Here is a 22632-nt window from a genome sequence, read left to right on the forward strand (position 1 = left end):
ACAATCTCACTTTTGACCAAAAATATTCGTTGTGCCAAACCTCGTTGAAATTCGCGACCTGCACTTCGCCTATGGAGCGCGACCAATTCTGTCGGGACTCCATATGGATTTCCCGAGCGGGAAAGTGGTCGCCGTCATGGGCGGATCGGGGTCGGGCAAGACGACGATCCTGCGCTTGATCGGCGGGCAACTGCAGGCTCAGAAGGGCACGATCCAAGTCGATGGCAAGGCCGTGGATGCCCGGGATATTCCGGCCATGTACGCCATGCGGCGCCAGATGGGGATGCTTTTTCAGCACGGCGCGCTGTTTACCGATTTGACAGTGTTCGAGAATGTCGCCTTCCCGCTGCGCGAGCACACGCGCTTGCCGGAGGAATTGATACGCGACCTGGTCTTGATGAAGCTGCATGCAGTCGGCCTGCGCAACGCCGCGCAACTGAAGCCGTCCGAAATCTCCGGCGGCATGGCGCGCCGCGTGGCGCTGGCGCGCGCCATTGCGCTCGATCCGCAGCTCATCATGTATGACGAACCGTTTGCCGGGCTCGATCCGATTTCCATGGGCGTGACGGCCAACCTGATCCGGCGCTTGAACGATGCGCTCGGATCGACCTCGATCCTGGTGTCGCACGACGTGCATGAATCGTTCGCGATTGCCGATTACGTATACTTCCTGTCGCAGGGGCGGATCGTTGCGCACGGCACGCCGCAGCAGATGCTCGCCTCCGAGGATCCCTACGTGAAGCAATTCGTGCATGCCGAACCGGATGGACCGGTGCCGTTCCACTATCCGGGCCGCTCGCTTGCGCAGGACCTGCACCTGGAGGCACCGCGATGATACTCGATGCAGTTTCATCGCTCGGGCGCTGGGTGCGCGAATACATCGCCAACGTGGGATTTGCGACGCGCATGTTTTTCGCATTGCTCGGCGCGTCCGGACGCGCCTTGCGTCGCCCGCGGCTGGTGAGCGATCAAATCCATTTCATCGGCAATTATTCGCTGGTCATCATTGCGGTGTCCGGCTTATTTGTCGGATTCGTGCTTGGCCTGCAAGGATATTACACGCTGAATAAGTACGGTTCGGAGCAGGCGCTCGGCTTGCTGGTGGCGTTGTCCTTGACGCGCGAACTGGGGCCGGTGGTGTCCGCCTTGCTGTTTGCCGGCCGTGCCGGGACGTCGCTGACGGCCGAGATCGGCCTGATGAAAGCGGGCGAGCAGCTGTCGGCGATGGAAATGATGGCGGTCAATCCGCTCGAACGCGTGGTGGCGCCACGTTTCTGGGCGGGCGTGATCGCGATGCCGATTCTGGCAACGATTTTCAGTGCCGTCGGCGTCATCGGCGGCTATATCGTCGGCGTGAAACTGATCGGGGTCGACGAGGGCGCGTTCTGGTCCCAGATGCAGGACGGCGTCGACGTTTGGAAAGATATCGCCAACGGTGTGCTCAAGAGCGTGGTGTTCGGATTTGCGGTAACGTTTATCGCACTGTATCAGGGGTACGAAGCGCAGCCGACGCCCGAAGGCGTGGCGCGGGCCACCACCCGCACCGTCGTGATCGCCTCGCTCACCGTGTTGTGGCTGGACTTTTTGCTCACGGCCCTCATGTTCAACTGACGCCGGGGCGCCCTGTTTTTACAAATTACGCCTGAGAAGGGCCGTGTATCCCATTATTAGGGGATCTGATTATGCAAAGAAAATCGTTAGACTTATGGGTTGGCATGTTCGTGCTGCTGGGCGCGGCGGCATTGTTTTTCCTGGCGCTCAAGGCGGGGAACATGAGCTCGCTGTCGTTCCAGGCGACTTATCCCGTTGTCACCAAATTTGACAACATTGGCGGACTGAAGCCGCGCGCTCCGGTAAAGAGCGCTGGCGTGGTCGTCGGCCGGGTCGGCGACATCAAGTTCGATGACAAGACGTTTCAGGCGGTTGTGACGCTCAATCTGGATAGCGGTTACAAGTTCCCGAAAGATTCATCGGCCAAGATCCTGACGTCCGGATTGCTTGGAGAACAATACATCGGTCTGGAGGCGGGCGGCGATACCAACAATCTGGTCGCTGGCGATCGCATCACCATGACTCAGTCGGCTATCGTGCTGGAGAACTTGATCAGTCAATTCCTCTTCAGTAAAGCGGCCGAGGGAAAGGAAGGCAATAAGCAATGAATTCTGCAACACGCATCGTCGTGCTGTCACTGACGTGCGCTCTTGGCGGCTGTGCAACGGCGAACAACCCCAAGGATCCGTTCGAGCGCTTTAATCGCGCGATGTTCAGCTTCAATGACGCGCTCGATCAGCGCGCGGTCAAGCCGGTGGCGGAAACGTATAGCAAAGTCGTGCCAGACTTTGTGCAAATCGGCGTCGGCAATTTTTTTGGCAATCTCGGCGATGTCTGGACGACCGTTAACAACTTTTTGCAGGGTAAGGTCGCGGACGGATTTTCGGACGTGATGCGGGTGGCGGTAAATACCACGCTCGGCTTCGGCGGCGTGCTGGATATCGGCACGGAAGCGGGCCTGGCCAAGCATAAGGAAGATTTTGGCCAGACGCTCGGCAAATGGGGCGTGCATCCCGGACCTTACGTAGTGTTGCCGGTGTTGGGGCCCTCCACGCTGCGCGACACGGCGGCTACGCCGCTGGATCTGGCGGCAGACCCATGGCAGTACAAATATCCGGTGCGCTGGCGTAACACCGGCACCATCGTCCGGCTGGTGGACCAGCGCGCGTCATTACTGGGTGCGTCCAATCTGCTTGAAGACGCGGCGCTGGATCGCTATGAATTTGTCCGCGACGCCTATTTGCAGCGACGCGAGAGCAAGGTGCACGACGGTGAAGCGCCGCGCTCCTTTTACGAGGACGATGTCGGTCCGTCTGCTTTCACTGCGGAAAATGTGGCGGAACCGGAAACGAAGGATGCCGTCAAACAGGGGCCGGCCAGCGATCAGGTTGCCACTCCTGAACCGGTTGCAAAAAAGGAAAAGTAAAGGCGCAGTGCCAGGCCGCTTTCGGCTTGGCTTGTTATTCTGTGTCATCCTAAAAGCACGTTGACCAGTTAAATGATTGTCCTGTGCCACTTCCGGCACTTTTTGTTCATCCAGGAAAATATGAATATCGTGAAAAAATTGTTTGCGGTTGCCACCCTGGCCTTGGGCCTGGTGTCTGTCCAGACCGCATTCGCGCAGGAGGCACCGGATGTGCTGATCAAGCGGATCAGCCAGGAAGTCCTCGACGCCGCCAAAGGCGACAAGGAGATCCAGAGCGGAAATCAAAAGCGTATCCTCGACTTGGTTGAAGCCAAGGTCTTGCCGCATGTCGATTTCCAGCGTATGACGGCGCTGGCTGCCGGACGTTTCTGGCGTCAAGCCACGCCGGAGCAGCAAAAGCAGCTGACCGATGAATTCCGTGCCCTGCTGGTCTATACCTATTCCGGCGCCATTGCCCAGATCCGCGACCAAAAACTCGAATTCAAGCCGTTCCGCGCCGATCCGAGCGATACCGAAGTCGAGGTGCGCTCCCAAGTGCTGCAGCCGCGCGGCGGCGACCCGATCCAGCTGAATTACCGTCTGGAGAAGACGCCGGCGGGCTGGAAGATTTTCGACATGAATGTGCTGGGTGCATGGCTGGTCGAAACCTATAAGGGCAACTTCGCCTCCGAAATCAGCAAGGGCGGCATTGAAGGTTTGATCAAGACGCTGGCAGAACGTAACAAGCGCCTCGCGACAGGCACGGCCAAGGGCGTGAAAAGCGCCTCCTGATCTGTCATGACTTTTCGCCCCGCATCGACACTCACTTTCCATAACGCGCAAACCGTGCTCGACGACGGTTTGCGCGCGATTGCCGATGGTCAGTCGCAAATCGATTTGTCAGGCCTGACGGCGGTCGATTCGGCGGCCGTGGCGACCTTGCTTGCCTGGCATCGCGCCGCGCACCAGGCCGGCAAGCCGCTGAGCTTCAAGAATCTTTCCCCCAATCTGGAAAGCATCGTCGCGTTGTACGGCGTCGGCGACCTGCTGCACGTACACGCCGACGCTTCCCATCATTGACCGTTCGGTCAATCCTCTCGCGCTGATCCGGTTTCCCTGCCGGAAATCCCATATAATCAAAGGTTTCGCCAAAGGTTTTATCCGGCCGGAGGCATTTCCCCGCTAAATTGATCTAGCCACCATGGCTGCTCTCCAAATCGTTAACGTCGAAAAACGCTACAAGTCGCTGCAGGCGCTTGGCGGCGTGACGCTATCCGTCGAAGAAGGTGAATTCTTCGGCCTGCTCGGGCCCAACGGCGCCGGCAAGACGACCCTGATCTCGATCATCGCCGGCTTGAATCGCGCCGATTCCGGTAGCGTGGCGATTCATGGGTATGACGTGGTGCGCGATTATCGCGAAGCGCGCAAGCGCCTGGGGGTGGTGCCGCAGGAACTGGTGTTCGACCCGTTCTTTACCGTACGTGAAACCTTGCGCATGCAGTCCGGCTACTTCGGCCTGAAGAACAACGACAAGTGGATCGACGAGGTGATGGCCAACCTCGACCTGACTAACAAGGCCGACACCAACATGCGCGCGCTGTCCGGCGGCATGAAGCGCCGCGTGCTGGTGGCGCAGGCGCTGGTGCACAAGCCGCCGGTGATCGTGCTGGACGAGCCGACGGCCGGCGTCGACGTCGAATTGCGCCAGACGCTGTGGAAGTTCATTTCGCGCCTGAATCGCGAGGGGCACACGATCGTGTTGACCACGCATTACCTGGAAGAGGCGCAGGCACTGTGCAACCGTATCGCGATGCTCAAGGCTGGCAAGGTGGTCGCGCTCGATTCCACCTCGGCGCTGATCAGGCGCATCTCCGGCTCGCAACTGGTGATGCGCTTGGCGCAAGGTGAATTGCCTGACGCGTTGAAGTCATTGGTGTCACACCCGGATGAGCTGGTCGCCGGGCGCAAATACACCTTGCGCGTCAACGAATATACCGATGTCGAGCCGATCCTCGCCACGTTGCGGCAGGCCGGCGTGACGATCGACGACATGCAGCTGCAGCAGGCCGACCTGGAAGACGTGTTCATCCAGATCATGGAGGGCGAGAAATGACGGGCTTCCAGACCCTGTTCTACAAGGAGGTGCTGCGCTTCTGGAAGGTCGCGATGCAGACCATCACCGCGCCGATCCTGACCGCGATGCTGTACCTGCTCATTTTCGGCCATGTGCTGGAAGACCATGTGCACGTCTATCCGCAAGTGCGCTATACCGCTTTCCTGATCCCGGGCCTGGTGATGATGAGCGTGCTGCAGAATGCGTTCGCCAACAGCTCATCGTCGCTGATCCAGTCCAAGATTACCGGCAACCTGGTGTTCGTGCTGTTGCCGCCGCTGTCGCACTGGGACTTGTTCGGCGCCTATGTGCTGGCGTCGATGACGCGCGGCCTGGCGGTCGGTGCAGGCGTATTCGCGATCACCGCATGGTTCGCCAAGCTGAGTTTCGTCGCCCCTTGCTGGATCGTGGTCTTTGCGCTGCTCGGGGCCGCCATGCTCGGCACCATGGGCTTGATCGCCGGAATCTGGGCGGAAAAGTTCGACCAGCTCGCGGCGTTCCAGAACTTCCTGATCATGCCGGCAACCTTTTTGTCCGGTGTGTTTTATTCGATCCACTCGCTGCCGCCGTTCTGGCAGTCCGTATCGCGTTTCAACCCGTTTTTTTATATGATTGACGGCTTCCGCTACGGCTTTTTCGGCCAGTCCGACGTCAATCCGTGGACCAGCGTCGCGATCGTTTCCGTCTTTTTCCTGGCGCTTGCCGCTTTTGCCGTGCGCCTGCTGAAAGCGGGCTACAAGTTGCGCCACTGAGCGCCAACGACACGGATTTTTTTATAAGAACCCCATCATGTTACCTACTCCTGAGCTCGTCAAAAGCTATATCGCCGCCGGCCTCGACTGCACCCACCTGGAAGTCGAAGGCGACGGCCAGCACTTCAGCGCCGTCATCGTGTCGTCCGCCTTCGCCGGCAAGCGCATGGTTCAGCGTCATCAGCTGGTGTATGCCGCCCTTGGCGAGCGCATGCGTCAGGAAATTCACGCGCTGTCGATGAAAACCCTTACCCCGGAAGAATTCCAGAGCTAATGGACAAATTACTCATTACCGGCGGCAACCGACTGTCCGGCGACATCACCATTTCCGGCGCCAAGAACGCGGCGCTGCCGATCCTGTGTGCCGGCTTGCTGACGGCCGATACGGTGCAGTTGTCGAACGTGCCGCACCTGCAGGACGTGTCGACCATGACCAAGCTGCTGCGCCAGATGGGCTTGCGCATCGAGCAGGACGGCGATCGCATGGCGCTCAACGGTGCCGCCATCGACAAGTGCGAGGCGCCCTACGAGCTGGTGAAGACTATGCGCGCAGCCATCCTCGTGCTCGGACCGCTGGTCGCGCGCTTCGGCGAGGCGAAGGTGTCGCTGCCGGGCGGCTGCGCGATCGGATCGCGCCCGGTGGATCAGCACATAAAAGGCCTGCAGGCGATGGGCGCCGAGATCACGATCGAAGCCGGCTACATCCACGCCAAGGCCAAGCGCCTCAAGGGCTCGCGCATCGTCACCGACATGATCACGGTGACCGGCACCGAAAACCTGCTGATGGCCGCCGTGCTGGCCGAAGGCGAGACGGTGCTGGAGAACGCCGCGCGCGAACCGGAGGTGACCGACCTCGCCAATCTGCTGGTTGCCATGGGCGCCAACATCAGCGGCATCGGCACCGATCGCCTGGTGGTGCAAGGCGTCGACAAGCTGCATGGCGCGTCGCACACCGTCATCGCCGACCGCATCGAAACCGGCACCTTCCTGTGTGCGGTCGCTGCCGCTGGCGGCGACGTCACGCTCAAGAATACGCGCAGCGATTTCCTCGATGTCGCCCTGGACAAGCTGCGCGAGGCTGGCGCGATCCTGACTTCCGGTCCCGACTGGCTGCGGGTGCAGATGGCGGCGCGCCCGAAGGCGGTGAGTTTCCGCACCACCGAATATCCGGGCTTTCCGACCGACATGCAGGCGCAGTTCATGGCCATGAACTGCATCGCCGACGGCAGCAGCCACGTGACCGAAACCATTTTCGAAAACCGCTTCATGCACGTGCAGGAGTTGAACCGCCTGGGCGCATCGATCGACATCGATGGCCATACCGCGATCGTGCGCGGCGTCGAGAAGCTGGTTGGTGCGCCGGTGATGGCGACCGACCTGCGCGCGTCCGCCTCGCTGGTGATCGCGGGCCTGGCGGCGCAAGGCGAAACCCTGATCGATCGCATCTACCACCTGGACCGCGGATACGACCGTATGGAAGCCAAATTGTCCGCCGTCGGCGCCAATATCCAGCGGGTCAAATAATGAACCAGCAACTGACACTCGCGCTGTCCAAGGGACGCATATTCGAAGAAACGATGCCGTTGCTGAACGCGGCCGGCATCACGGTGACCGAAGATCCGGAAAAGTCGCGCAAGCTGATCCTGCCGACCAACGATCCGAACGTGCGCGTGATCATCGTGCGCGCGTCCGACGTGCCGACCTATGTGCAGTATGGCGCGGCCGATTTCGGCGTGGCCGGCAAGGACGTGCTGCTCGAGCACGGCGGCGAAGGGCTGTACCAGCCGATCGACCTGAACATCGCGAAATGCCGCCTGTCGGTGGCCGTGCCCGCCGGTTTTGATTACGCCAGCGCCGTGCGCCAGGGCGCGCGCCTGCGGGTCGTGACCAAGTACGTGCAATGCGCGCGCGAGCATTTCGCGGCCAAGGGCGTGCACGTGGACCTGATCAAGCTGTACGGCTCGATGGAGCTGGGACCGCTGGTCGGCCTGTCGGACGCGATCGTCGATTTGGTTTCTACCGGCAGCACACTGCGCGCCAACAACCTGGTCGAGGTCGAGCACATCATGGATATCTCCTCGCGCCTGGTCGTCAACCAGGCTGCCCTGAAACTGAAGCGCGAACGCTTGCAGCCGATCCTGGAAGCATTCGAAAAAGCATCGGAAGCCCGATAAATCATTATGATCCAGATTCGCAAACTCGATTCCACGGCAGGAAATTTCAAGGCGCAGCTGTCGGCGGCCCTCGCCTTCGAGGCGAGCGAAGACGAAGCCATCGATCGCGCGGCGGCGCAGATTCTGGCCGACGTCAAGGCCCGCGGCGACGCCGCCGTGCTCGGCTATACGAACCGCTTCGACAAGCTCGAAGCGCAAAGCGTTGCCGGTCTGGAGATTGGGCAGGATGAACTGCGCGCCGCATTGGATAGCCTCGCCCCGGCGCGCCGCGCGGCGCTGCAGACCGCTGCCGACCGCGTGCGCGCCTACCACGAGCGGCAGAAGAAGGAATGCGGCTCGGACGGTTTTGCATACACGGAAGCGGACGGCACCGTGCTGGGTCAGAAAGTCACGCCCTTGGACCGCGTCGGAATCTACGTCCCGGGCGGCAAGGCCGCCTATCCGTCGTCGGTGCTGATGAACGCGATTCCAGCCAAGGTCGCCGGCGTGCAGGAAGTCGTCATGGTGGTGCCGACGCCGGCCGGCGTGAAGAACGAGCTGGTGCTGGCGGCCGCCGCCATCGCCGGCGTCGACCGCGTATTTACCATTGGCGGCGCGCAAGCGGTTGGCGCGCTCGCGTACGGTACGGCCACCATTCCGCAGGTCGACAAGATCGTCGGCCCTGGCAACGCGTATGTGGCCGCTGCCAAGCGCCGCGTATTCGGCGTCGTCGGCATCGACATGATCGCCGGCCCGTCCGAAATCCTGGTGATCTGCGACGGCACCACCGATCCGGACTGGGTCGCGATGGACCTGTTTTCGCAGGCCGAGCACGACGAGCTGGCGCAATCGATCCTGGTATGCCCCGACGCCGATTACATCGCCCGTGTCGAGGCGAGCATCAACAAGCAGCTCGACGCGATGCCGCGCAAGGACGTGATCCGCACTTCGCTCACCAATCGTGGCGCGATGGTCAAGGTGCGCGACATGGACGAGGCATGCGAGATCGCCAACCTGATCGCCGCCGAGCACCTCGAGATTTCCGCGGAAAATCCGCAGCAGTGGGCCGATAAGGTACGCCACGCCGGCGCCATGTTCCTCGGACGCTTTTCGTCCGAATCGCTGGGCGACTATTGCGCCGGTCCCAACCACGTCCTGCCGACATCGCGCACCGCGCGCTTTTCGTCGCCGCTGGGCGTGTATGACTTCCAGAAGCGCTCCAGCATCATCCATGTGAGCGAGGCAGGCGCGCAAACCCTCGGCAAGGTCGCGGCGGAGCTCGCCTATGGCGAAGGCTTGCAGGCGCATGCCGGATCGGCGGAGTATCGCTTGAAATGAAAGCCAGCGCCGTCCAATGACTAGCTGGCTCAATCGCATTTACTGCGAAGACGCGCTGCACGGATTGGCGCGTATTCCGGATGCAAGCATCGACTTGCTGCTGGCCGATCCGCCTTATGGCCTGGGCAAGGACTATGGCAACAACTCCGACAAGCTCGATACCGACGCTTATCTGCGCTGGATGGAGCAGTGGATCGATGCCGCGCTGCCGAAGCTGAAGCCGAACGGCAGCCTGTATATCTTCCTGACCTGGCGCTATTCTCCGGAAATCTTCGTGATGCTGAAAAAACGCATGACGATGATTAACGAAATCATCTGGGACCGGCGCGTGCCATCGATGGGCGGCAGCACCCGCAAGTATTCGTCGGTGCACGACACCATCGGCTTTTTCGTCAAGGCCAAGGATTACTATTTCGACCTCGATGCGGTGCGCATTCCGTACGATGCCGAAACCAAGAAAGCTCGCTCGCGCTCGATTTTCGTCGGCGCCAAGTGGCTCGAAATCGGCTACAACCCGAAGGATGTATGGAGCGTGTCACGCCTGCACCGCGAACACCGGGAACGCGCCGACCATCCGACGCAAAAGCCGCTGGAGATCGTCGAGCGCATGATTAAAGCGTCCTGCCCGCCGGGCGGCATCGTGCTCGACCCGTTCATGGGCAGCGGCACGACAGCCGTCGCAGCAAAGCGTTGCGACCGGAATTTCGTGGGATTTGAGTTAAATTCCGATTATTGCGAACTGATTGAACACCGCCTGGCCGAGTTGGAAAAGCCAGCCGCAGCCTGAGAACCCTATGTCCCTGATCGAAAATATCATCCGCCCCGACGTGCGCGCACTGTCGGCGTATCACGTGCCGGACTCCGCCGGCTTCGTCAAGCTCGACGCGATGGAAAATCCGTACGCCTTGCCGGAGCATTTGCGCGCGCAGCTTGGCCAACGTCTTGCTGATGTTGCAATGAATCGCTACCCGGTGCCGTCGTATACGGAGCTGAAGAAAAAGATTTGCGACAAGCTGGGTGTGCCGGCCGGCTTCGACGTCGTGCTCGGCAACGGCTCGGACGAGCTGATTTCGATCATCTCCGTTGCCTGCGCCAAGCCGGGCGCCAAGGTGCTGGCGCCGATGCCCGGCTTTGTCATGTATGCCATGTCCGCCAAGTTCGCCGGACTGCAATTCGTCGGCGTGCCGCTCAAGCCGGATTTTTCGCTGGATAGGGACGCCATGCTGGCGGCGATCGCGCAGCATAAGCCAGCGGTCACTTACCTCGCGTATCCGAACAACCCGACCGGCAACCTGTTCGATGCGAACGCCATGGTGGAGATCATCCGTGCCGTGGGCGACACCGGCATCGTGGTGGTCGACGAGGCCTATCAGCCGTTCGCGCAGGAGAGTTTCATGCCTCGCCTGTCGGAGTTTGGCAACGTCGTGGTCATGCGTACCGTATCCAAGCTGGGGCTGGCCGGCATCCGCCTCGGCTACATGGCGGCGCATGCCGCGCTGCTGGCTGAATTCGACAAGGTGCGCCCGCCGTACAACGTCAATGTCTTGACCCAGGCGGCGGCGGAATTCGTGCTCGAGCATGTCGACGTGCTCGATGCCCAGGCGGAATCTCTGCGCGCCGAACGCGCCAGCCTGGCCAACGCACTGAAGGCCTTGCCCGGCGTCGAAGTTTTCCCTTCAGCAGCAAATTTCCTGCTGATTCGCATCGCCGACGGCAAAAATAATGCAGATTCTGTGTTTTCGGCGTTGTTAGACCGTAAGGTTTTAATCAAAAATGTCGGTAAAATGCACCCATTATTGGAAAACTGCTTGCGGGTGACCGTCAGCACGCCAGAAGAAAACCAGATATTCCTCGATGCCTTGAAGGCATCGTTCGCATCGTAATTTTTTGTATCCGCTTAACATGCCCACGCCACGCGTTGCAGAGGTCACCCGCAATACCAACGAGACGCAGATCCGCGTCGTGATCAACCTCGACGGCACCGGCCAGCAAAAGCTGAATACCGGCGTACCGTTCCTCGACCACATGCTCGACCAGATTGCGCGGCACGGCTTGATCGACCTCGACATCGACGCCAAGGGCGATTTGCACATCGATGCCCACCACACCGTGGAAGACGTCGGCATCACGCTCGGCCAGGCATTCGCCAAGGCGATCGGCGACAAGAAGGGCATCCGCCGCTACGGCCACGCCTATGTGCCGCTCGATGAAGCGTTGTCGCGCGTGGTCGTCGATTTTTCCGGCCGTCCCGGCCTGGAATTCCACGTGCCGTTCAAGCGCGCGATGATCGGCGCCTTCGATGTCGACCTGACGCACGAATTTTTCCAGGGTTTCGTCAACCACGCGCTGGTGACGCTGCATATCGATAACCTGCGCGGCGAAAACGCGCATCATCAGTGCGAAACCGTATTCAAGGCGTTTGGCCGCGCGCTGCGCATGGCGGCCGAGCTGGATGCACGTGCGGCAGGCACGATTCCTTCGACCAAGGGCAGTCTGTAAGAGCAGCAGTCGCGACTCATTTTTTGACATGAACAAAATCGTTGTAGTGGATTACGGCATGGGCAACCTGCGCTCCGTGGCGCAAGCGTTGCGCCACGTCGCGCCGGAAGCAGACGTGCGCATTTCCGGCGAACTGGCGGACATCAAGTCGGCCGATCGTCTGGTGCTGCCGGGGCAGGGCGCCATTCCCGATTGCATGCGCTGCCTGCGCGAATCGGGCTTGCAGGAGGCGGTGATCGAATCGACCCGCAGCAAGCCGCTGCTGGGCGTGTGCGTCGGCGAACAGTTGTTGTTCGACTGGAGCGAAGAGGGGAATACCCCGGGCCTCGGTTTGCTGCCGGGGAAAGTGGTGCGCTTCCGGCTGGACGACAAGCTGCAGGCGGACGGCTCGCGCTTCAAGGTGCCGCAGATGGGCTGGAACCGCGTGAAACAAACGCTGTCCCATCCGCTGTGGAATGGCATTGCTGACAACAGCTACTTCTATTTCGTGCACAGCTACTACGCGGTGCCGGACAAGCCGGAGCACATCGCCGGCGAAACCGATTATGGCGCGCCGTTTGCCTGTGCCGTGGCAAAAGACAATATATTCGCGACCCAGTTTCATCCGGAGAAAAGCGCGACAGCCGGTTTGCAGCTATATAAAAATTTCGTTCACTGGAATCCCTGATTTCGGGCGAGTAGTCGTTGCATATCAACTTTACCAACATTAATCCATCACTAATGTAGCCATGCTGCTCATACCTGCCATCGACCTCAAGGACGGTCACTGCGTGCGCCTCAAACAAGGCGATATGGACCAAGCCACCGTGTTTTCCGACGATCCCGCGCAGATGGCGCGACATTGGCTGGCACAGGGCGCGCGTCGCTTGCATCTGGTGGACCTGAACGGCGCGTTTGCCGGCAAGCCGAAGAACGAGGCGGCGGTCAAGGCGATTATTCAGGCAGTGCGCGACTTCGCCGCCGAAAACGGCACCGACGAAATTCCGGTGCAGCTGGGTGGCGGCATTCGCGATCTCGACACCATCGAGCGCTATCTGGACGACGGTCTGTCCTACATCATCATCGGCACCGCTGCGGTGAAAAATCCGGGCTTCCTGCACGATGCCTGCAGCGCCTTCCCCGGCCAGATCATCGTCGGCCTCGATGCGAAGGACGGCAAGGTCGCCACCGACGGCTGGAGCAAGCTGTCCGGCCACGAGGTGATCGACCTGGCCAAGAAATTCGAGGATTACGGCTGCGAAGCGATCGTCTACACCGACATCGGCCGCGACGGCATGATGGCCGGCGTGAACATCGACGCCACCGTCAAGCTGGCGCGCAGCATGACCATTCCCGTCATCGCCTCCGGCGGCGTGCACAACATCAAGGACGTGGAAGCGCTGTGCGCGGTGCAGGACGAAGGCATCGAAGGCGTGATCTGCGGCCGTTCGATCTACGAAGGCACGCTCGACCTGCGCGCGGCGCAGGAGCGCGCCGACGAACTGAGCGGCCTGGAAGAGGCGGAAGAAGAGTAGAGCCCATCATGACCCTGGCAAAACGCATCATCCCTTGTCTGGACGTGACCGCCGGTCGCGTCGTCAAGGGCGTCAATTTCGTCGAGCTGCGCGACGCAGGCGACCCGGTCGAGATCGCGCGCCGCTATGACGAGCAGGGTGCCGATGAACTGACCTTCCTCGACATTACTGCGACCTCGGACCAACGCGACCTGATCCTGCACATCATCGAGGCGGTCGCCTCGCAGGTCTTCATCCCGCTGACCGTGGGCGGCGGCGTACGCACCGTCGACGACGTGCGCCGGTTGCTCAATGCCGGCGCCGACAAGATCAGCATCAACAGCGCCGCCGTCTCGAATCCGCAGATGGTGGCCGACGCCGCACAAAAATACGGCTCGCAATGCATCGTGGTGGCGATCGACGCCAAGAAGAGCGGCGACGGCAAGTGGGAGGTATTTACCCACGGCGGCCGCAAGCCGACCGGGCTGGACGTGGTCGAATGGGCCAAGAAGATGGAAAGCCTGGGCGTCGGCGAAGTGCTGTTGACCAGCATGGATCGCGACGGCACCAAGAGCGGATTCGACCTGGCGCTGACGCGCGCGGTGTCGGATGCGGTATCGATTCCCGTGATCGCATCCGGCGGTGTCGGCGGACTGCAGGATCTGGCCGATGGCGTCAAGCTCGGCAAGGCTGACGCGGTGCTGGCCGCCAGCATCTTCCATTACGGCCAGCATACGGTGCAGGAAGCAAAGCGCTTCATGGCGGAGCAAGGCATTCCGATGAGGCTGGCATGAGCATCAAGGCCAAATGGCTCAACAAGGTCAAGTGGGATGAAAACGGCCTGGTGCCGGTCATCGCGCAGGAAGTGGGCTCCAACGACGTGCTGATGTTCGCATGGATGAACCGCGAAGCACTCTCGAAGACGGTGGAGCTGGGCGAGGCGGTTTACTGGAGCCGTTCGCGCAAGAAGCTGTGGCACAAGGGCGAAGAGTCCGGTCATGTACAAAAGGTGCACGAGATCCGCCTCGACTGCGACGAGGACGTGGTGCTGCTGAAAGTCGAGCAGGCCGACGGCATCGCCTGTCATACCGGCCGCCATTCCTGCTTCTTCCAGAAGTTTGAGGGCAACGCGAAAGACGGCGAATGGCACGCGGTCGAGCCGGTACTGAAAGACCCGGACCAAATTTACAAGTGAACCCACGATGAGTGATACATTAACGCGCCTGGCCCAGGTGATCGAATCGCGCAAGCCGGCCAACGGCGGCGATCCAGACAAGTCGTATGTTGCGCGCCTGTTCTCCAAGGGCGACGACGCGATCCTAAAGAAGATCGGCGAGGAAGCGACGGAAACCGTGATGGCGGCCAAGGATGTGCGCGCCGGCGGCGACAAGTCGAAAGTACTCTACGAGTGCGCCGACCTGTGGTTTCACTCGATGGTCATGCTTGCGCAGTTCGATCTGACGCCACAGGATGTGTTGAAGGAACTGGCCCGCCGCGAAGGTATTTCCGGCATCGAGGAAAAGGTGAGCCGCGCCGACAAGCCGTGAGTGCAGCGCGCCGGCGATGAATGCACACTAACCTGATCGGAAAAACATGACGAACTGTATATTCTGCAAAATCGCTGCAAAGGAAATTCCGACCAAGACTGTATATGAAGACGACGACTTGATCGCCTTCCACGATATTAACCCGGCGGCCCCGGTCCATTTTCTGGTGGTTCCCAAGCAGCATATCCCCACTGTTGCAGAGTGTAATGAAAGTCATGCCGCATTGTTGAGTAAAATGCTGCTCTTGGCGCCGAAACTTGCTGAGGAACAAGGCTGCGGTTATGTGGTCAATAGCGACGGCGTGGGCAGCGGCGGTTTCAAGTTGCTGTTCAATACCGGACCGAACGGCGGGCAAGAGGTGTACCATCTTCATTTGCACGTCATCGGCGGACCGCGCCCGTGGCGTCGTTCTGCCTGAAGGCAGGCAGTTTCAAGGACTTGATGTCCGTTTTAGGAGAAAGTAATGGGTTCGTTTAGCATTTGGCACTGGTTGATCGTGCTGGTGATCGTGATGCTGGTGTTTGGCACCAAAAAACTGGGCAACATCGGTTCCGATCTGGGCAAGGCTGTCAAAGGCTTCAAGGATGGCGTGAAGGGTGAAGAAGACAAGGCTGCTGCCGACAAGGCCGCGATCGACGTCGAAGCCAAAGAAAAAAAGAGCTGATGCTCTTTCCCCGCTGTTCATGCGTGACACCGCGTCAGGCGCGTCACGCTCCACTTTTGCATCTCCCCCATGATTGATCTCGGTCTTTCCAAGCTTGCGCTGATTGGCGTCGTTGCGCTGGTCGTGGTCGGTCCAGAGCGCCTGCCCAAGGTCGCGCGCATGGCCGGCACCCTGTTCGGAAGGGCTCAGCGCTATATCAACGACGTCAAGTCGGAAGTCAGCCGCGAGATCGAGCTCGAAGAACTGCGCAAGGTGCAAAAGGAAATGCAGGAAGCAGCCAGCAACGTCGAGCAGACAATTGCGCAGAACATGTCGGAGGTCGAGAAAGAGGTGAGCGAAGCATTCACCAATCCCTTGCTCGACACGCCGATGCCCGACCGGCAGGTGGTCAAGGCAAAAGACTTCCGCAAGAAAAAGCTCGCGCGCAATTCCGCCGTCCCGTCTTGGTACAAGAAGCAAACCGGCCGCAAGACGCATGTGCTGTCGGGGGCGGCGCGCGTCGCCAAATACCGTCCGGCCAGTGCAGCGCGCAAAACCACCGCATCATTTCACTAACATTCCATGAGCGACGAACAACAAACCACGGGTGAGGGCGACACCTTCATCTCGCATCTGGTGGAGCTGCGCAATCGCATCATGAAGGCGTCGATTGCGGTCATCGTGGTGTTCCTGGGCATGATGCCGTGGGCCGGCAAGATCTACGACTTTCTGGCGCAGCCGATGATGGCGGCGCTCCCCGCCGGCAGCAAGATGATCGCCACCGGCGTGATCACGCCATTCCTCATCCCGGTGAAGGTGACGCTGCTCGTGGCCTTCCTGATCGCGCTGCCGATCGTGCTGTACCAGGCCTGGGCCTTCATTGCGCCCGGTTTGTACGAGCATGAAAAGAAGCTGGTGGCGCCGCTGGTGGTGTCGTCGTCCATCCTGTTCATTACCGGCGTGGCATTTTGCTACTTCTTCGTGTTTGGCGTGATTTTCAAGTTCATCAACGAATTCGCGCCGAAGTCGATCGCCGTTGCGCCGGACATTGAAAGCTATTTCGGCTTCGTGATGACCTTGTTCATCGCGTTCGGCATCACCTTCGAAGTGCCGATCGTGGTCATCGTGCTGGTACGGCTGGGCCTGGTCACAGTGGAAAAGCTCAGGGCGATCCGGCCTTATGTGATCGTCGGCGCGTTTGTGGTTGCGGCGATCGTCACGCCGCCCGATATCATGAGTCAGCTGCTGCTGGCCGTGCCGATTTGCCTGTTGTACGAAGCCGGGCTGCTGGTGGCGCCCATGTTCGTGCGCGCGACGCAGGCACCTGACGAAGCCGCGTCGGAGGAAACAACCTGAGCGCGTTGGTTGTTATTTTGCCTGCCGTAACCAGGCGATCAGCGGATACGCGTTTCTGAATTCGGCCGCCAGTTCCTTACCGACGTCGGCAGGAATCTTTTTCTTCAGGCTTGTCTCCTTCCACACGATGAAGCTCTTGTGCTTGATGTACTCGATGTGCGGAGCGTCGGGAGAAAAGCCCTTGGGCGGGCGGCTGAGCTTGCCTTCGTCCTGCAAGTCGCCGAAAGCATCTTTCAGTTTCTTGTTCTTCAAGACCTTGCCGAAGCCGGCAGCATCCTCAATCACATGCTGGCGAATCGTGCGCAAGCGATCCGGAGGCGGCATGTATTCGCCACCGGCCGCCAGCAAAGTTCCGCTCGCATCGATGTGGAAGTAATAGGCGGGGCCGCCGCCCTGGCTTGGCTTCTTCAAGCCGCTTGCCGTGATGGAGGCGGAAAATGCAGTCTTGTACGGGCTCTTGTCATGCGAGAAGCGAATATCGCGATTGATGCGAAACAGCGCTTTTTTCGGATTGCAACCGGCGACTTCGGGATCGAACTTGCTGATTTCCGCGATTAGTTTTCCCACTAGTTCGAGAAATTCTGCGCGCAGGATGTCATAGCGCGGTTTGTTCATCACGAACCAGGCGCGGTTGTTGTTCTCCGACAGCTCGCCGAGGAACTGGATCAGGTCACGAATATGCATGGTGGGCCCGTTGGTTTTAGCGTTCGTCGTCTTCTTCCCGCTCTTCGCGGCGCGGCTTCGGGCGCTTGCCGACGACCACATCCAGCGTCGACTCCTGGCTCCGGCGCAGCACCGTCATCCTGGCCTTGTTGCCGGGCTTGAGCTGCGCGATCAGGTTCAGCATGTCGGTCGTATCGGTCACCGGCTTGCCCTCGACCGCCACCAGGATGTCGCCCGGCCTTATGCCGGCCTTGTCTGCCGGTCCGCCCTTGAGCACGCCGGCAATGATGGCGCCGGATTTTTTCGCCAGCCCGAAGCTCTCGGCCAGTTCCGGCGTGATGTCTTGCGGCTCTACGCCGATCCAGCCGCGGATGACTTGGCCATTCGCGATGATCGCTTCCATCACCGTCTTGACGGTCGTTACAGGTATCGCAAAGCCGATGCCGAGCGAGCCGCCGCTGCGGGAATAAATGGCAGTGTTGATCCCGAGCAGATTGCCGTTGGCATCGATCAGCGCGCCGCCCGAATTGCCCGGGTTGATGGCGGCATCGGTCTGGATAAAGTTTTCGAAGGTATTGATGCCGAGGTGGTTGCGGCCCAGGGCCGACACGATTCCCATGGTGACCGTTTGCCCGACACCAAACGGATTGCCGATGGCGAGCACTACGTCGCCCACTCTGGCCTGTTCCGCATGCCCCAAGGTGATGGAGGGCAGGTTCGGTATGTCGACCTTGATCACCGCAAGGTCGGTTTCCGGATCGGCGCCGACCAGTTTGCCTGACGCCTTGCGGCCATCGGCCAGCGCCACTTCAATCTCGTCGGCCGTTTCGATCACATGATTGTTGGTCAAGACATAGCCTTGCGTACTGACCACCACGCCGGAACCGAGGCTGAACTGCTTTTCTTCCTGCTGCTCGCCGAAGAAGCGGCGAAACAGCGGGTCGTCCATGAACGGGCTTTGCGGCTGGCGCGTGCCCTTGGTCGTGAAAATATTGACCACGGCCGGCATTGCACGCCGGGCTGCATCGCGATAGGAATTCTGCGCCGGGGCCGAATGTTCGGGAGCTTCCATCACCGGCACGGACGAGGTCGCAATGCGCGTCGTGCGTGCGCCGCTCACCAAGTCCTTGGCCCATTCCGGCTTGAGGCTCGCTACAATGAACCAAACGGCTAAACCGACGGTGACGGTTTGGGCAAACAATAGCCAGAGACGTCGCATAAAAGGTGTAAAAATGAATCGAAGTTCAGTAGATAGGGATGATTTTGCAAAATATCTAGAGCAGGCGCTCGATATTAACCGCTTTCGCGATTATTGCCCAAACGGCATGCAGGTCGAAGGCAGGGTCGGGATTGAAACTATTGTAACGGGAGTCACAGCCAGCTTGGCGCTGATCGAAGCCGCCATTGAGGTAAATGCAGATGCGATTCTCGTTCACCACGGCTACTTCTGGCGCGGGGAGGATGCGAGGATTGTCGGGCCGAAGCAAAAGCGCCTGAAGTTGCTTTTAACACGAGATATCAACCTCTTTGCCTACCATTTGCCGCTCGATATGCATCCGGAGTTGGGGAATAACGCGCAACTGGGGCGGCAGCTCGGGCTCGAGCCTCGCGGGCGGTTTGGCGAGGATGGCTTGGGATGGCTCGGTATGCCGAAAGATCCTGAGGTGAAGACGGTCGGGGACCTGGTGCGCGTCGTGGAGCGGGAGGTCGGGCGCGTTCCTCTTCTCATTGGCGACAGGGAGCGGCCACTGGGCTCGGTGGGGTGGTGCACCGGCGCGGCCCAGAATCTGCTGGGCGATGCAATCGCCGCTGGAGCCACCGTCTACCTCAGCGGCGAGATATCCGAACCGACTGTTCACCTGGCCAGGGAGACTGGCGTCGCTTATCTGGCATGCGGGCATCACGCGACCGAGCGTTACGGCATACAGGCTCTTGGACGGCACCTTGCTGAAACGTATGGCTTGGCCCATCATTTCATCGATATCGCCAACCCCGTCTGACGAAATGCACTAAAAGCGGACGTTATCCCTATACTATGATTGGGAAATTATTATTGCAGGCGAGGAATGGAAATAATGTTGGCTGAATCATCGCGCAAGCAGGTCGGCGTCTTGATCGTTGAAGACGATGCGGTGACCCGCAAGTCCCTGTGTCTGGCAATTGAGGCGGATCCTGCGCTGCGGCTGCTCGCCGCCTTCGACAGCGTCCAGTCGACGCTGGCTTGGCTGGAAGACGAGACGGCCGACGTGCTGCTGACGGATCTCGGACTGCCTGACGGATCGGGCATCGAGATCATTCATGCATGTGTCAAGCATCATCCGCAAACCGACATCATGGTGGTCACGATGTCGAGTGACGAAGCCAATGTCTTGGCCTGTATCGAGGCGGGGGCGTCCGGCTATGTGCTCAAGGATGCGGGGCGGGTGGATATTGCGCGCGCGGTGCTGGACCTGCGCGACGGCGGCGCCCCCATGAGTCCCGCGATTGCCCGCATGGTGCTGGCCAAGGTGCGTGACGGGAAAAAAGAACCTTTCGCGACAAGCGGGCAGGACAGCGTCGCCACCACTCTGACCAAGCGCGAGGCGGCGATTCTCGACTTGATCGCGCAGGGCGACAGCTATGGCGAGGTTGCCAAAATGCTTTCCGTATCCGTCGGTACGGTGCAAACCCATATTAAGAACATTTACGGCAAGCTGTCCGTGCACTCGCGCGGGGAAGCGGTATTTGAAGCGCATCGGCGCGGCCTGCTTCAGTTGGGGCGGCCGAGGGCTCGCCATTAACGCCTCTAGGACGGCGCGCCGCCTGCTTCTTCTGTGGGGATGACTGCCGTCGCTGAAGGCTGCGACCGGTTGATAAAACCGCCATCCACCCCCTCATTCATCACGCATTGCCATATTGCAGAAATGGCAATTTATTGCTGCTGACGCCGCGCTACGCGCGGTTATGCGTACTCCAAAAAGTTCCCGGAATTTGTGCAAGGCGTCAGGTATACGCTTTAAATCAAATGCGCCCCACGCTATAATCGAATGTTGCTGGTGGTTTCGACATATTCCGAATTTTGTTGACTGATTGGGGTTGGTATGAGTAACGAAAAGCAGGTCGATTCCGGTCGACGCGGCTTGCTCGCCGCTACATGCGCGGTGGGCGGTGTGGCCGGATTGGCTACGGCGGGGGCCTTTGTGTCCACCTTCCAGCCGTCCGAGCGCGCGAAGGCTGCAGGCGCGCCGGTAGAAGTGGATATCGCCGGCATGGCGCCGGGAGAAATGAAAACGGTGGAATGGCGCGGCAAGCCCGTGTGGATCCTGAAACGCTCCCCGGAAATGGTCGAGTCGCTCAAGAAGACCGATGCCCAGGTTGCCGATCCGAAGTCCGAGCGCAACAAGGATGACCTGACGCCGGAATACGCACGTAACGAATACCGTTCCATCAAGCCGGAAATCCTGGTTGCGGTCGGTATCTGTTCCCACCTCGGTTGCTCGCCGAGTTCCAAGTTCCAGCCGGGCGCGCAGCCTTCGCTGCCGGACGATTGGCAAGGCGGCTTCCTGTGCCCGTGCCATGGTTCGACTTTTGACCTGGCCGGCCGCGTGTTCAAGAACAAACCAGCCCCGGACAACCTGCAAGTGCCGCGTCATATGTACCTCAGCGAAACCAAGCTGGTCATCGGTAAAGACGAGAAAGGCGAGGCATAACCATTATGGCATTCCAAGAGAAACAGCTTCCTGCTGACGCGCCGTTCTCCGCCAAGGCGCTGAACTGGATCGATGCACGCTTCCCGCTGTCCGCGACCTGGAAAGCGCACGTATCCGAATACTACGCGCCGAAGAACTTCAACTACTGGTACGCATTCGGTTCGCTCGCACTGCTGGTGCTGGTGATCCAGATCGTCACCGGTATCTTCCTCGTGATGCATTACAAGCCGGAAGCGAGCCTCGCGTTCAATTCGGTTGAGTACATCATGCGCGATGTGCCGTGGGGCTGGTTGGTGCGCTACATGCATTCCACCGGCGCTTCCGCATTCTTCATCGTAGTCTACCTGCACATGCTGCGCGGCCTGCTGTACGGCTCCTATCGCAAACCGCGTGAGCTGGTATGGCTGTTCGGCGTGGCGATTTTCCTGTGCCTGATGGGTGAAGCCTTCATGGGCTACCTGCTCCCGTGGGGCCAGATGTCGTACTGGGGTGCGCAGGTGATCGTGAACCTGTTCGGCGCGATCCCGTTCATCGGCCCGGATCTGTCGCTGTGGATTCGTGGTGACTACGTGGTGTCCGACGCGACGTTGAACCGCTTCTTCTCGTTCCACGTGATCGCCATTCCGCTGGTGCTGATCGGTCTCGTGGTCGCGCATATCGTAGCGCTGCACGAAACCGGTTCCAATAACCCGGACGGCATCGAGATCAAGGCGAAGACCGATGCTAACGGCCATCCGCTCGACGGTATCCCGTTCCACCCGTATTACACGGTACACGACGTGTTTTGCGCCGCGGTGTTCCTGATCGTGTTTGCTGCGATCGTGTTCTTCGCACCGGAAATGGGCGGCTACTTCCTCGAAGCGAACAACTTCATCCCGGCAGACCCGCTGAAGACTCCGCCGCATATCGCCCCGGTCTGGTATTTCACGCCGTTCTACTCGATCCTGCGTGCAACTACTTCGCAGTTCATGTATGCGCTGGAAATCGGCGTGATCGCCTATCTCGTGTTGCTGTTGACGAAGTCTAAGCTGAGCGGCAAGGTGAAGCTGGGGGCAACGATTGTCGCGGCCGTGGCACTGGTCGGCATGTTCGTTTTCGACGCCAAGTTCTGGGGCGTGGTGCTGATGGGCGTTTCCGTAATGATCCTCGGCGGCCTGCCGTGGCTCGATCACTCTCCGGTCAAATCGATTCGCTACCGTCCGAGCTGGCACAAGTATGTCTACCTCGTGTTCGGCATCGCGTTCGTGATCCTCGGTTATCTGGGTGTGTTGCCGCCGACTGAAGGGCGTACCTTGGTATCGCAGGTTTGCACCTTCATCTACTTCGGCTTCTTCCTGCTGATGCCGTGGTGGAGCAAGATGGGCTCCTTCAAGCCAGTGCCTGACCGCGTCAACTTCCATCCGCATTAAGCCGCAAAAGGGATAAGAGAA

General features: G+C 60.0%; 30 protein-coding genes. 28 read left to right on the forward strand and 2 right to left on the reverse strand.

The window, feature by feature from the left end; all coding sequences use genetic code 11:
* Nucleotides 1–31 precede the first annotated feature (31 nt).
* From FAY22_RS20970 to tatC, 24 genes are all read left to right on the forward strand, one after another.
* On the forward strand, nt 32–835 hold the full coding sequence (locus FAY22_RS20970; RefSeq protein WP_146332757.1) for an ABC transporter ATP-binding protein: 804 nt from the start codon (nt 32–34) through the stop codon (nt 833–835).
* Nucleotides 832–1611 (forward strand): lipid asymmetry maintenance ABC transporter permease subunit MlaE, encoded by a 780-nt coding sequence (gene mlaE / locus FAY22_RS20975; protein ID WP_146332759.1) that lies wholly within the window; start codon nt 832–834, stop codon nt 1609–1611. Before FAY22_RS20970 ends, mlaE begins: the two co-directional genes overlap by 4 nt.
* A gap of 71 nt (nt 1612–1682) precedes the next feature.
* Nucleotides 1683–2159: an outer membrane lipid asymmetry maintenance protein MlaD gene (gene mlaD, locus FAY22_RS20980; protein WP_146332761.1), complete on the forward strand. Its 477-nt coding sequence runs from the start codon at nt 1683–1685 to the stop codon at nt 2157–2159.
* Nucleotides 2156–2977 (forward strand): VacJ family lipoprotein, encoded by an 822-nt coding sequence (locus FAY22_RS20985; RefSeq protein WP_146332763.1) that lies wholly within the window; start codon nt 2156–2158, stop codon nt 2975–2977. The genes mlaD and FAY22_RS20985 overlap by 4 nt, the downstream gene beginning before the upstream one ends.
* 120 nt (nt 2978–3097) lie before the next feature.
* Entirely contained in the window at nt 3098–3748 is a 651-nt protein-coding gene (locus FAY22_RS20990) for a phospholipid-binding protein MlaC (RefSeq protein WP_146332765.1), read from the forward strand.
* A gap of 6 nt (nt 3749–3754) precedes the next feature.
* Nucleotides 3755–4036, forward strand: coding sequence for a lipid asymmetry maintenance protein MlaB (locus FAY22_RS20995; protein WP_146332767.1), 282 nt, complete (start codon nt 3755–3757; stop codon nt 4034–4036).
* Between the two features lie 121 nt (nt 4037–4157).
* Entirely contained in the window at nt 4158–5069 is a 912-nt protein-coding gene (locus tag FAY22_RS21000) for an ABC transporter ATP-binding protein (protein WP_146332769.1), read from the forward strand.
* Nucleotides 5066–5821, forward strand: coding sequence for an ABC transporter permease (locus tag FAY22_RS21005; protein ID WP_146332772.1), 756 nt, complete (start codon nt 5066–5068; stop codon nt 5819–5821). The genes FAY22_RS21000 and FAY22_RS21005 overlap by 4 nt, the downstream gene beginning before the upstream one ends.
* A gap of 37 nt (nt 5822–5858) precedes the next feature.
* Nucleotides 5859–6095 (forward strand): BolA family protein, encoded by a 237-nt coding sequence (locus tag FAY22_RS21010; RefSeq protein ID WP_146332774.1) that lies wholly within the window; start codon nt 5859–5861, stop codon nt 6093–6095.
* Nucleotides 6095–7345 carry a UDP-N-acetylglucosamine 1-carboxyvinyltransferase gene (murA, locus tag FAY22_RS21015; protein WP_146332776.1) on the forward strand — a complete coding sequence of 417 codons (1251 nt, stop codon included), beginning with the start codon at nt 6095–6097 and terminating at the stop codon, nt 7343–7345. Before FAY22_RS21010 ends, murA begins: the two co-directional genes overlap by 1 nt.
* Entirely contained in the window at nt 7345–7995 is a 651-nt protein-coding gene (hisG, locus tag FAY22_RS21020; RefSeq protein ID WP_146332778.1) for an ATP phosphoribosyltransferase, read from the forward strand. The genes murA and hisG overlap by 1 nt, the downstream gene beginning before the upstream one ends.
* 3 nt (nt 7996–7998) lie before the next feature.
* Nucleotides 7999–9312 carry a histidinol dehydrogenase gene (hisD, locus tag FAY22_RS21025; RefSeq protein WP_146332780.1) on the forward strand — a complete coding sequence of 438 codons (1314 nt, stop codon included), beginning with the start codon at nt 7999–8001 and terminating at the stop codon, nt 9310–9312.
* 16 nt (nt 9313–9328) lie between these two features.
* Complete coding sequence (locus FAY22_RS21030) at nt 9329–10099, forward strand: site-specific DNA-methyltransferase (protein WP_146332782.1); 771 nt, start codon at nt 9329–9331, stop codon at nt 10097–10099.
* 7 nt (nt 10100–10106) lie between these two features.
* Entirely contained in the window at nt 10107–11195 is a 1089-nt protein-coding gene (gene hisC / locus FAY22_RS21035) for a histidinol-phosphate transaminase (protein WP_146332784.1), read from the forward strand.
* 19 nt (nt 11196–11214) lie between these two features.
* Complete coding sequence (hisB, locus tag FAY22_RS21040) at nt 11215–11811, forward strand: imidazoleglycerol-phosphate dehydratase HisB (RefSeq protein WP_146332786.1); 597 nt, start codon at nt 11215–11217, stop codon at nt 11809–11811.
* Between the two features lie 28 nt (nt 11812–11839).
* Entirely contained in the window at nt 11840–12478 is a 639-nt protein-coding gene (hisH, locus tag FAY22_RS21045; protein WP_146332788.1) for an imidazole glycerol phosphate synthase subunit HisH, read from the forward strand.
* Nucleotides 12479–12539: 61 nt separating this feature from the next.
* Nucleotides 12540–13325, forward strand: coding sequence for a 1-(5-phosphoribosyl)-5-[(5-phosphoribosylamino)methylideneamino]imidazole-4-carboxamide isomerase (gene hisA / locus FAY22_RS21050; RefSeq protein WP_146332790.1), 786 nt, complete (start codon nt 12540–12542; stop codon nt 13323–13325).
* 8 nt (nt 13326–13333) lie between these two features.
* Nucleotides 13334–14098 carry an imidazole glycerol phosphate synthase subunit HisF gene (hisF, locus tag FAY22_RS21055; protein ID WP_146332791.1) on the forward strand — a complete coding sequence of 255 codons (765 nt, stop codon included), beginning with the start codon at nt 13334–13336 and terminating at the stop codon, nt 14096–14098.
* Nucleotides 14095–14499 carry a phosphoribosyl-AMP cyclohydrolase gene (gene hisI / locus FAY22_RS21060; RefSeq protein ID WP_146332793.1) on the forward strand — a complete coding sequence of 135 codons (405 nt, stop codon included), beginning with the start codon at nt 14095–14097 and terminating at the stop codon, nt 14497–14499. Before hisF ends, hisI begins: the two co-directional genes overlap by 4 nt.
* Nucleotides 14500–14506: 7 nt before the next feature.
* Nucleotides 14507–14851 (forward strand): phosphoribosyl-ATP diphosphatase, encoded by a 345-nt coding sequence (locus FAY22_RS21065; protein ID WP_146332795.1) that lies wholly within the window; start codon nt 14507–14509, stop codon nt 14849–14851.
* A 46-nt stretch (nt 14852–14897) separates the two neighbouring features.
* On the forward strand, nt 14898–15269 hold the full coding sequence (locus FAY22_RS21070) for a histidine triad nucleotide-binding protein (RefSeq protein WP_146332797.1): 372 nt from the start codon (nt 14898–14900) through the stop codon (nt 15267–15269).
* Between the two features lie 45 nt (nt 15270–15314).
* The gene (gene tatA / locus FAY22_RS21075) at nt 15315–15515 is read left to right on the forward strand and encodes a Sec-independent protein translocase subunit TatA (RefSeq protein ID WP_146332798.1); all 201 of its coding nucleotides are present in this window, start codon (nt 15315–15317) and stop codon (nt 15513–15515) included.
* A gap of 69 nt (nt 15516–15584) precedes the next feature.
* Nucleotides 15585–16070: a Sec-independent protein translocase protein TatB gene (gene tatB / locus FAY22_RS21080; protein WP_146332799.1), complete on the forward strand. Its 486-nt coding sequence runs from the start codon at nt 15585–15587 to the stop codon at nt 16068–16070.
* 6 nt (nt 16071–16076) lie between these two features.
* Entirely contained in the window at nt 16077–16850 is a 774-nt protein-coding gene (gene tatC, locus FAY22_RS21085) for a twin-arginine translocase subunit TatC (protein ID WP_146332801.1), read from the forward strand.
* A gap of 12 nt (nt 16851–16862) precedes the next feature.
* Here tatC and FAY22_RS21090 read toward each other — a convergent pair whose 3' ends face one another.
* Complete coding sequence (locus FAY22_RS21090; RefSeq protein WP_146332803.1) at nt 16863–17534, reverse strand: DUF2461 domain-containing protein; 672 nt, start codon at nt 17532–17534, stop codon at nt 16863–16865.
* A 16-nt stretch (nt 17535–17550) separates the two neighbouring features.
* Nucleotides 17551–18732, reverse strand: a complete 1182-nt coding sequence (locus tag FAY22_RS21095) for a Do family serine endopeptidase (protein WP_146332805.1) — start codon at nt 18730–18732, stop codon at nt 17551–17553.
* Nucleotides 18733–18745: 13 nt separating this feature from the next.
* Between FAY22_RS21095 and FAY22_RS21100 the strand changes: the two genes are divergently transcribed.
* The 4 genes from FAY22_RS21100 to FAY22_RS21115 all read left to right on the forward strand — a co-directional run bounded on the left by FAY22_RS21100 (nt 18746) and on the right by FAY22_RS21115 (nt 22611).
* Nucleotides 18746–19513 (forward strand): Nif3-like dinuclear metal center hexameric protein, encoded by a 768-nt coding sequence (locus FAY22_RS21100; RefSeq protein WP_146332807.1) that lies wholly within the window; start codon nt 18746–18748, stop codon nt 19511–19513.
* A gap of 75 nt (nt 19514–19588) precedes the next feature.
* Entirely contained in the window at nt 19589–20293 is a 705-nt protein-coding gene (locus tag FAY22_RS21105) for a response regulator transcription factor (RefSeq protein WP_246860595.1), read from the forward strand.
* A 300-nt stretch (nt 20294–20593) separates the two neighbouring features.
* Entirely contained in the window at nt 20594–21202 is a 609-nt protein-coding gene (gene petA, locus FAY22_RS21110; RefSeq protein WP_146332810.1) for a ubiquinol-cytochrome c reductase iron-sulfur subunit, read from the forward strand.
* Between the two features lie 2 nt (nt 21203–21204).
* Nucleotides 21205–22611, forward strand: coding sequence for a cytochrome bc complex cytochrome b subunit (locus FAY22_RS21115; RefSeq protein WP_168204935.1), 1407 nt, complete (start codon nt 21205–21207; stop codon nt 22609–22611).
* Nucleotides 22612–22632: the final 21 nt, after the last annotated feature.

Origin of the sequence: Noviherbaspirillum sp. UKPF54, from assembly GCF_007874125.1 — a bacterium.
In the GTDB taxonomy this organism is placed as follows: domain Bacteria; phylum Pseudomonadota; class Gammaproteobacteria; order Burkholderiales; family Burkholderiaceae_D; genus Noviherbaspirillum.

Bases quoted from the DNA above. Each gene is read 5' to 3' on its own strand.
- mlaE (WP_146332759.1), top strand. From the start codon at position 832: ATGATACTCGATGCAGTTTCATCGCTCGGGCGCTGGGTGCGCGAATAC.
- mlaD (WP_146332761.1), top strand. From the start codon at position 1,683: ATGCAAAGAAAATCGTTAGACTTATGGGTTGGCATGTTCGTGCTGCTG.
- FAY22_RS20985 (WP_146332763.1), top strand. From the start codon at position 2,156: ATGAATTCTGCAACACGCATCGTCGTGCTGTCACTGACGTGCGCTCTT.
- FAY22_RS20990 (WP_146332765.1), top strand. From the start codon at position 3,098: ATGAATATCGTGAAAAAATTGTTTGCGGTTGCCACCCTGGCCTTGGGC.
- FAY22_RS20995 (WP_146332767.1), top strand. From the start codon at position 3,755: ATGACTTTTCGCCCCGCATCGACACTCACTTTCCATAACGCGCAAACC.
- FAY22_RS21000 (WP_146332769.1), top strand. From the start codon at position 4,158: ATGGCTGCTCTCCAAATCGTTAACGTCGAAAAACGCTACAAGTCGCTG.
- FAY22_RS21005 (WP_146332772.1), top strand. From the start codon at position 5,066: ATGACGGGCTTCCAGACCCTGTTCTACAAGGAGGTGCTGCGCTTCTGG.
- FAY22_RS21010 (WP_146332774.1), top strand. From the start codon at position 5,859: ATGTTACCTACTCCTGAGCTCGTCAAAAGCTATATCGCCGCCGGCCTC.
- murA (WP_146332776.1), top strand. From the start codon at position 6,095: ATGGACAAATTACTCATTACCGGCGGCAACCGACTGTCCGGCGACATC.
- hisG (WP_146332778.1), top strand. From the start codon at position 7,345: ATGAACCAGCAACTGACACTCGCGCTGTCCAAGGGACGCATATTCGAA.
- FAY22_RS21030 (WP_146332782.1), top strand. From the start codon at position 9,329: ATGACTAGCTGGCTCAATCGCATTTACTGCGAAGACGCGCTGCACGGA.
- hisC (WP_146332784.1), top strand. From the start codon at position 10,107: ATGTCCCTGATCGAAAATATCATCCGCCCCGACGTGCGCGCACTGTCG.
- hisB (WP_146332786.1), top strand. From the start codon at position 11,215: ATGCCCACGCCACGCGTTGCAGAGGTCACCCGCAATACCAACGAGACG.
- hisH (WP_146332788.1), top strand. From the start codon at position 11,840: ATGAACAAAATCGTTGTAGTGGATTACGGCATGGGCAACCTGCGCTCC.
- hisA (WP_146332790.1), top strand. From the start codon at position 12,540: ATGCTGCTCATACCTGCCATCGACCTCAAGGACGGTCACTGCGTGCGC.
- hisF (WP_146332791.1), top strand. From the start codon at position 13,334: ATGACCCTGGCAAAACGCATCATCCCTTGTCTGGACGTGACCGCCGGT.
- hisI (WP_146332793.1), top strand. From the start codon at position 14,095: ATGAGCATCAAGGCCAAATGGCTCAACAAGGTCAAGTGGGATGAAAAC.
- FAY22_RS21065 (WP_146332795.1), top strand. From the start codon at position 14,507: ATGAGTGATACATTAACGCGCCTGGCCCAGGTGATCGAATCGCGCAAG.
- FAY22_RS21070 (WP_146332797.1), top strand. From the start codon at position 14,898: ATGACGAACTGTATATTCTGCAAAATCGCTGCAAAGGAAATTCCGACC.
- tatA (WP_146332798.1), top strand. From the start codon at position 15,315: ATGGGTTCGTTTAGCATTTGGCACTGGTTGATCGTGCTGGTGATCGTG.
- tatB (WP_146332799.1), top strand. From the start codon at position 15,585: ATGATTGATCTCGGTCTTTCCAAGCTTGCGCTGATTGGCGTCGTTGCG.
- tatC (WP_146332801.1), top strand. From the start codon at position 16,077: ATGAGCGACGAACAACAAACCACGGGTGAGGGCGACACCTTCATCTCG.
- FAY22_RS21090 (WP_146332803.1), bottom strand. From the start codon at position 17,534: ATGCATATTCGTGACCTGATCCAGTTCCTCGGCGAGCTGTCGGAGAAC.
- FAY22_RS21095 (WP_146332805.1), bottom strand. From the start codon at position 18,732: ATGCGACGTCTCTGGCTATTGTTTGCCCAAACCGTCACCGTCGGTTTA.
- FAY22_RS21100 (WP_146332807.1), top strand. From the start codon at position 18,746: ATGAATCGAAGTTCAGTAGATAGGGATGATTTTGCAAAATATCTAGAG.
- FAY22_RS21105 (WP_246860595.1), top strand. From the start codon at position 19,589: ATGTTGGCTGAATCATCGCGCAAGCAGGTCGGCGTCTTGATCGTTGAA.
- petA (WP_146332810.1), top strand. From the start codon at position 20,594: ATGAGTAACGAAAAGCAGGTCGATTCCGGTCGACGCGGCTTGCTCGCC.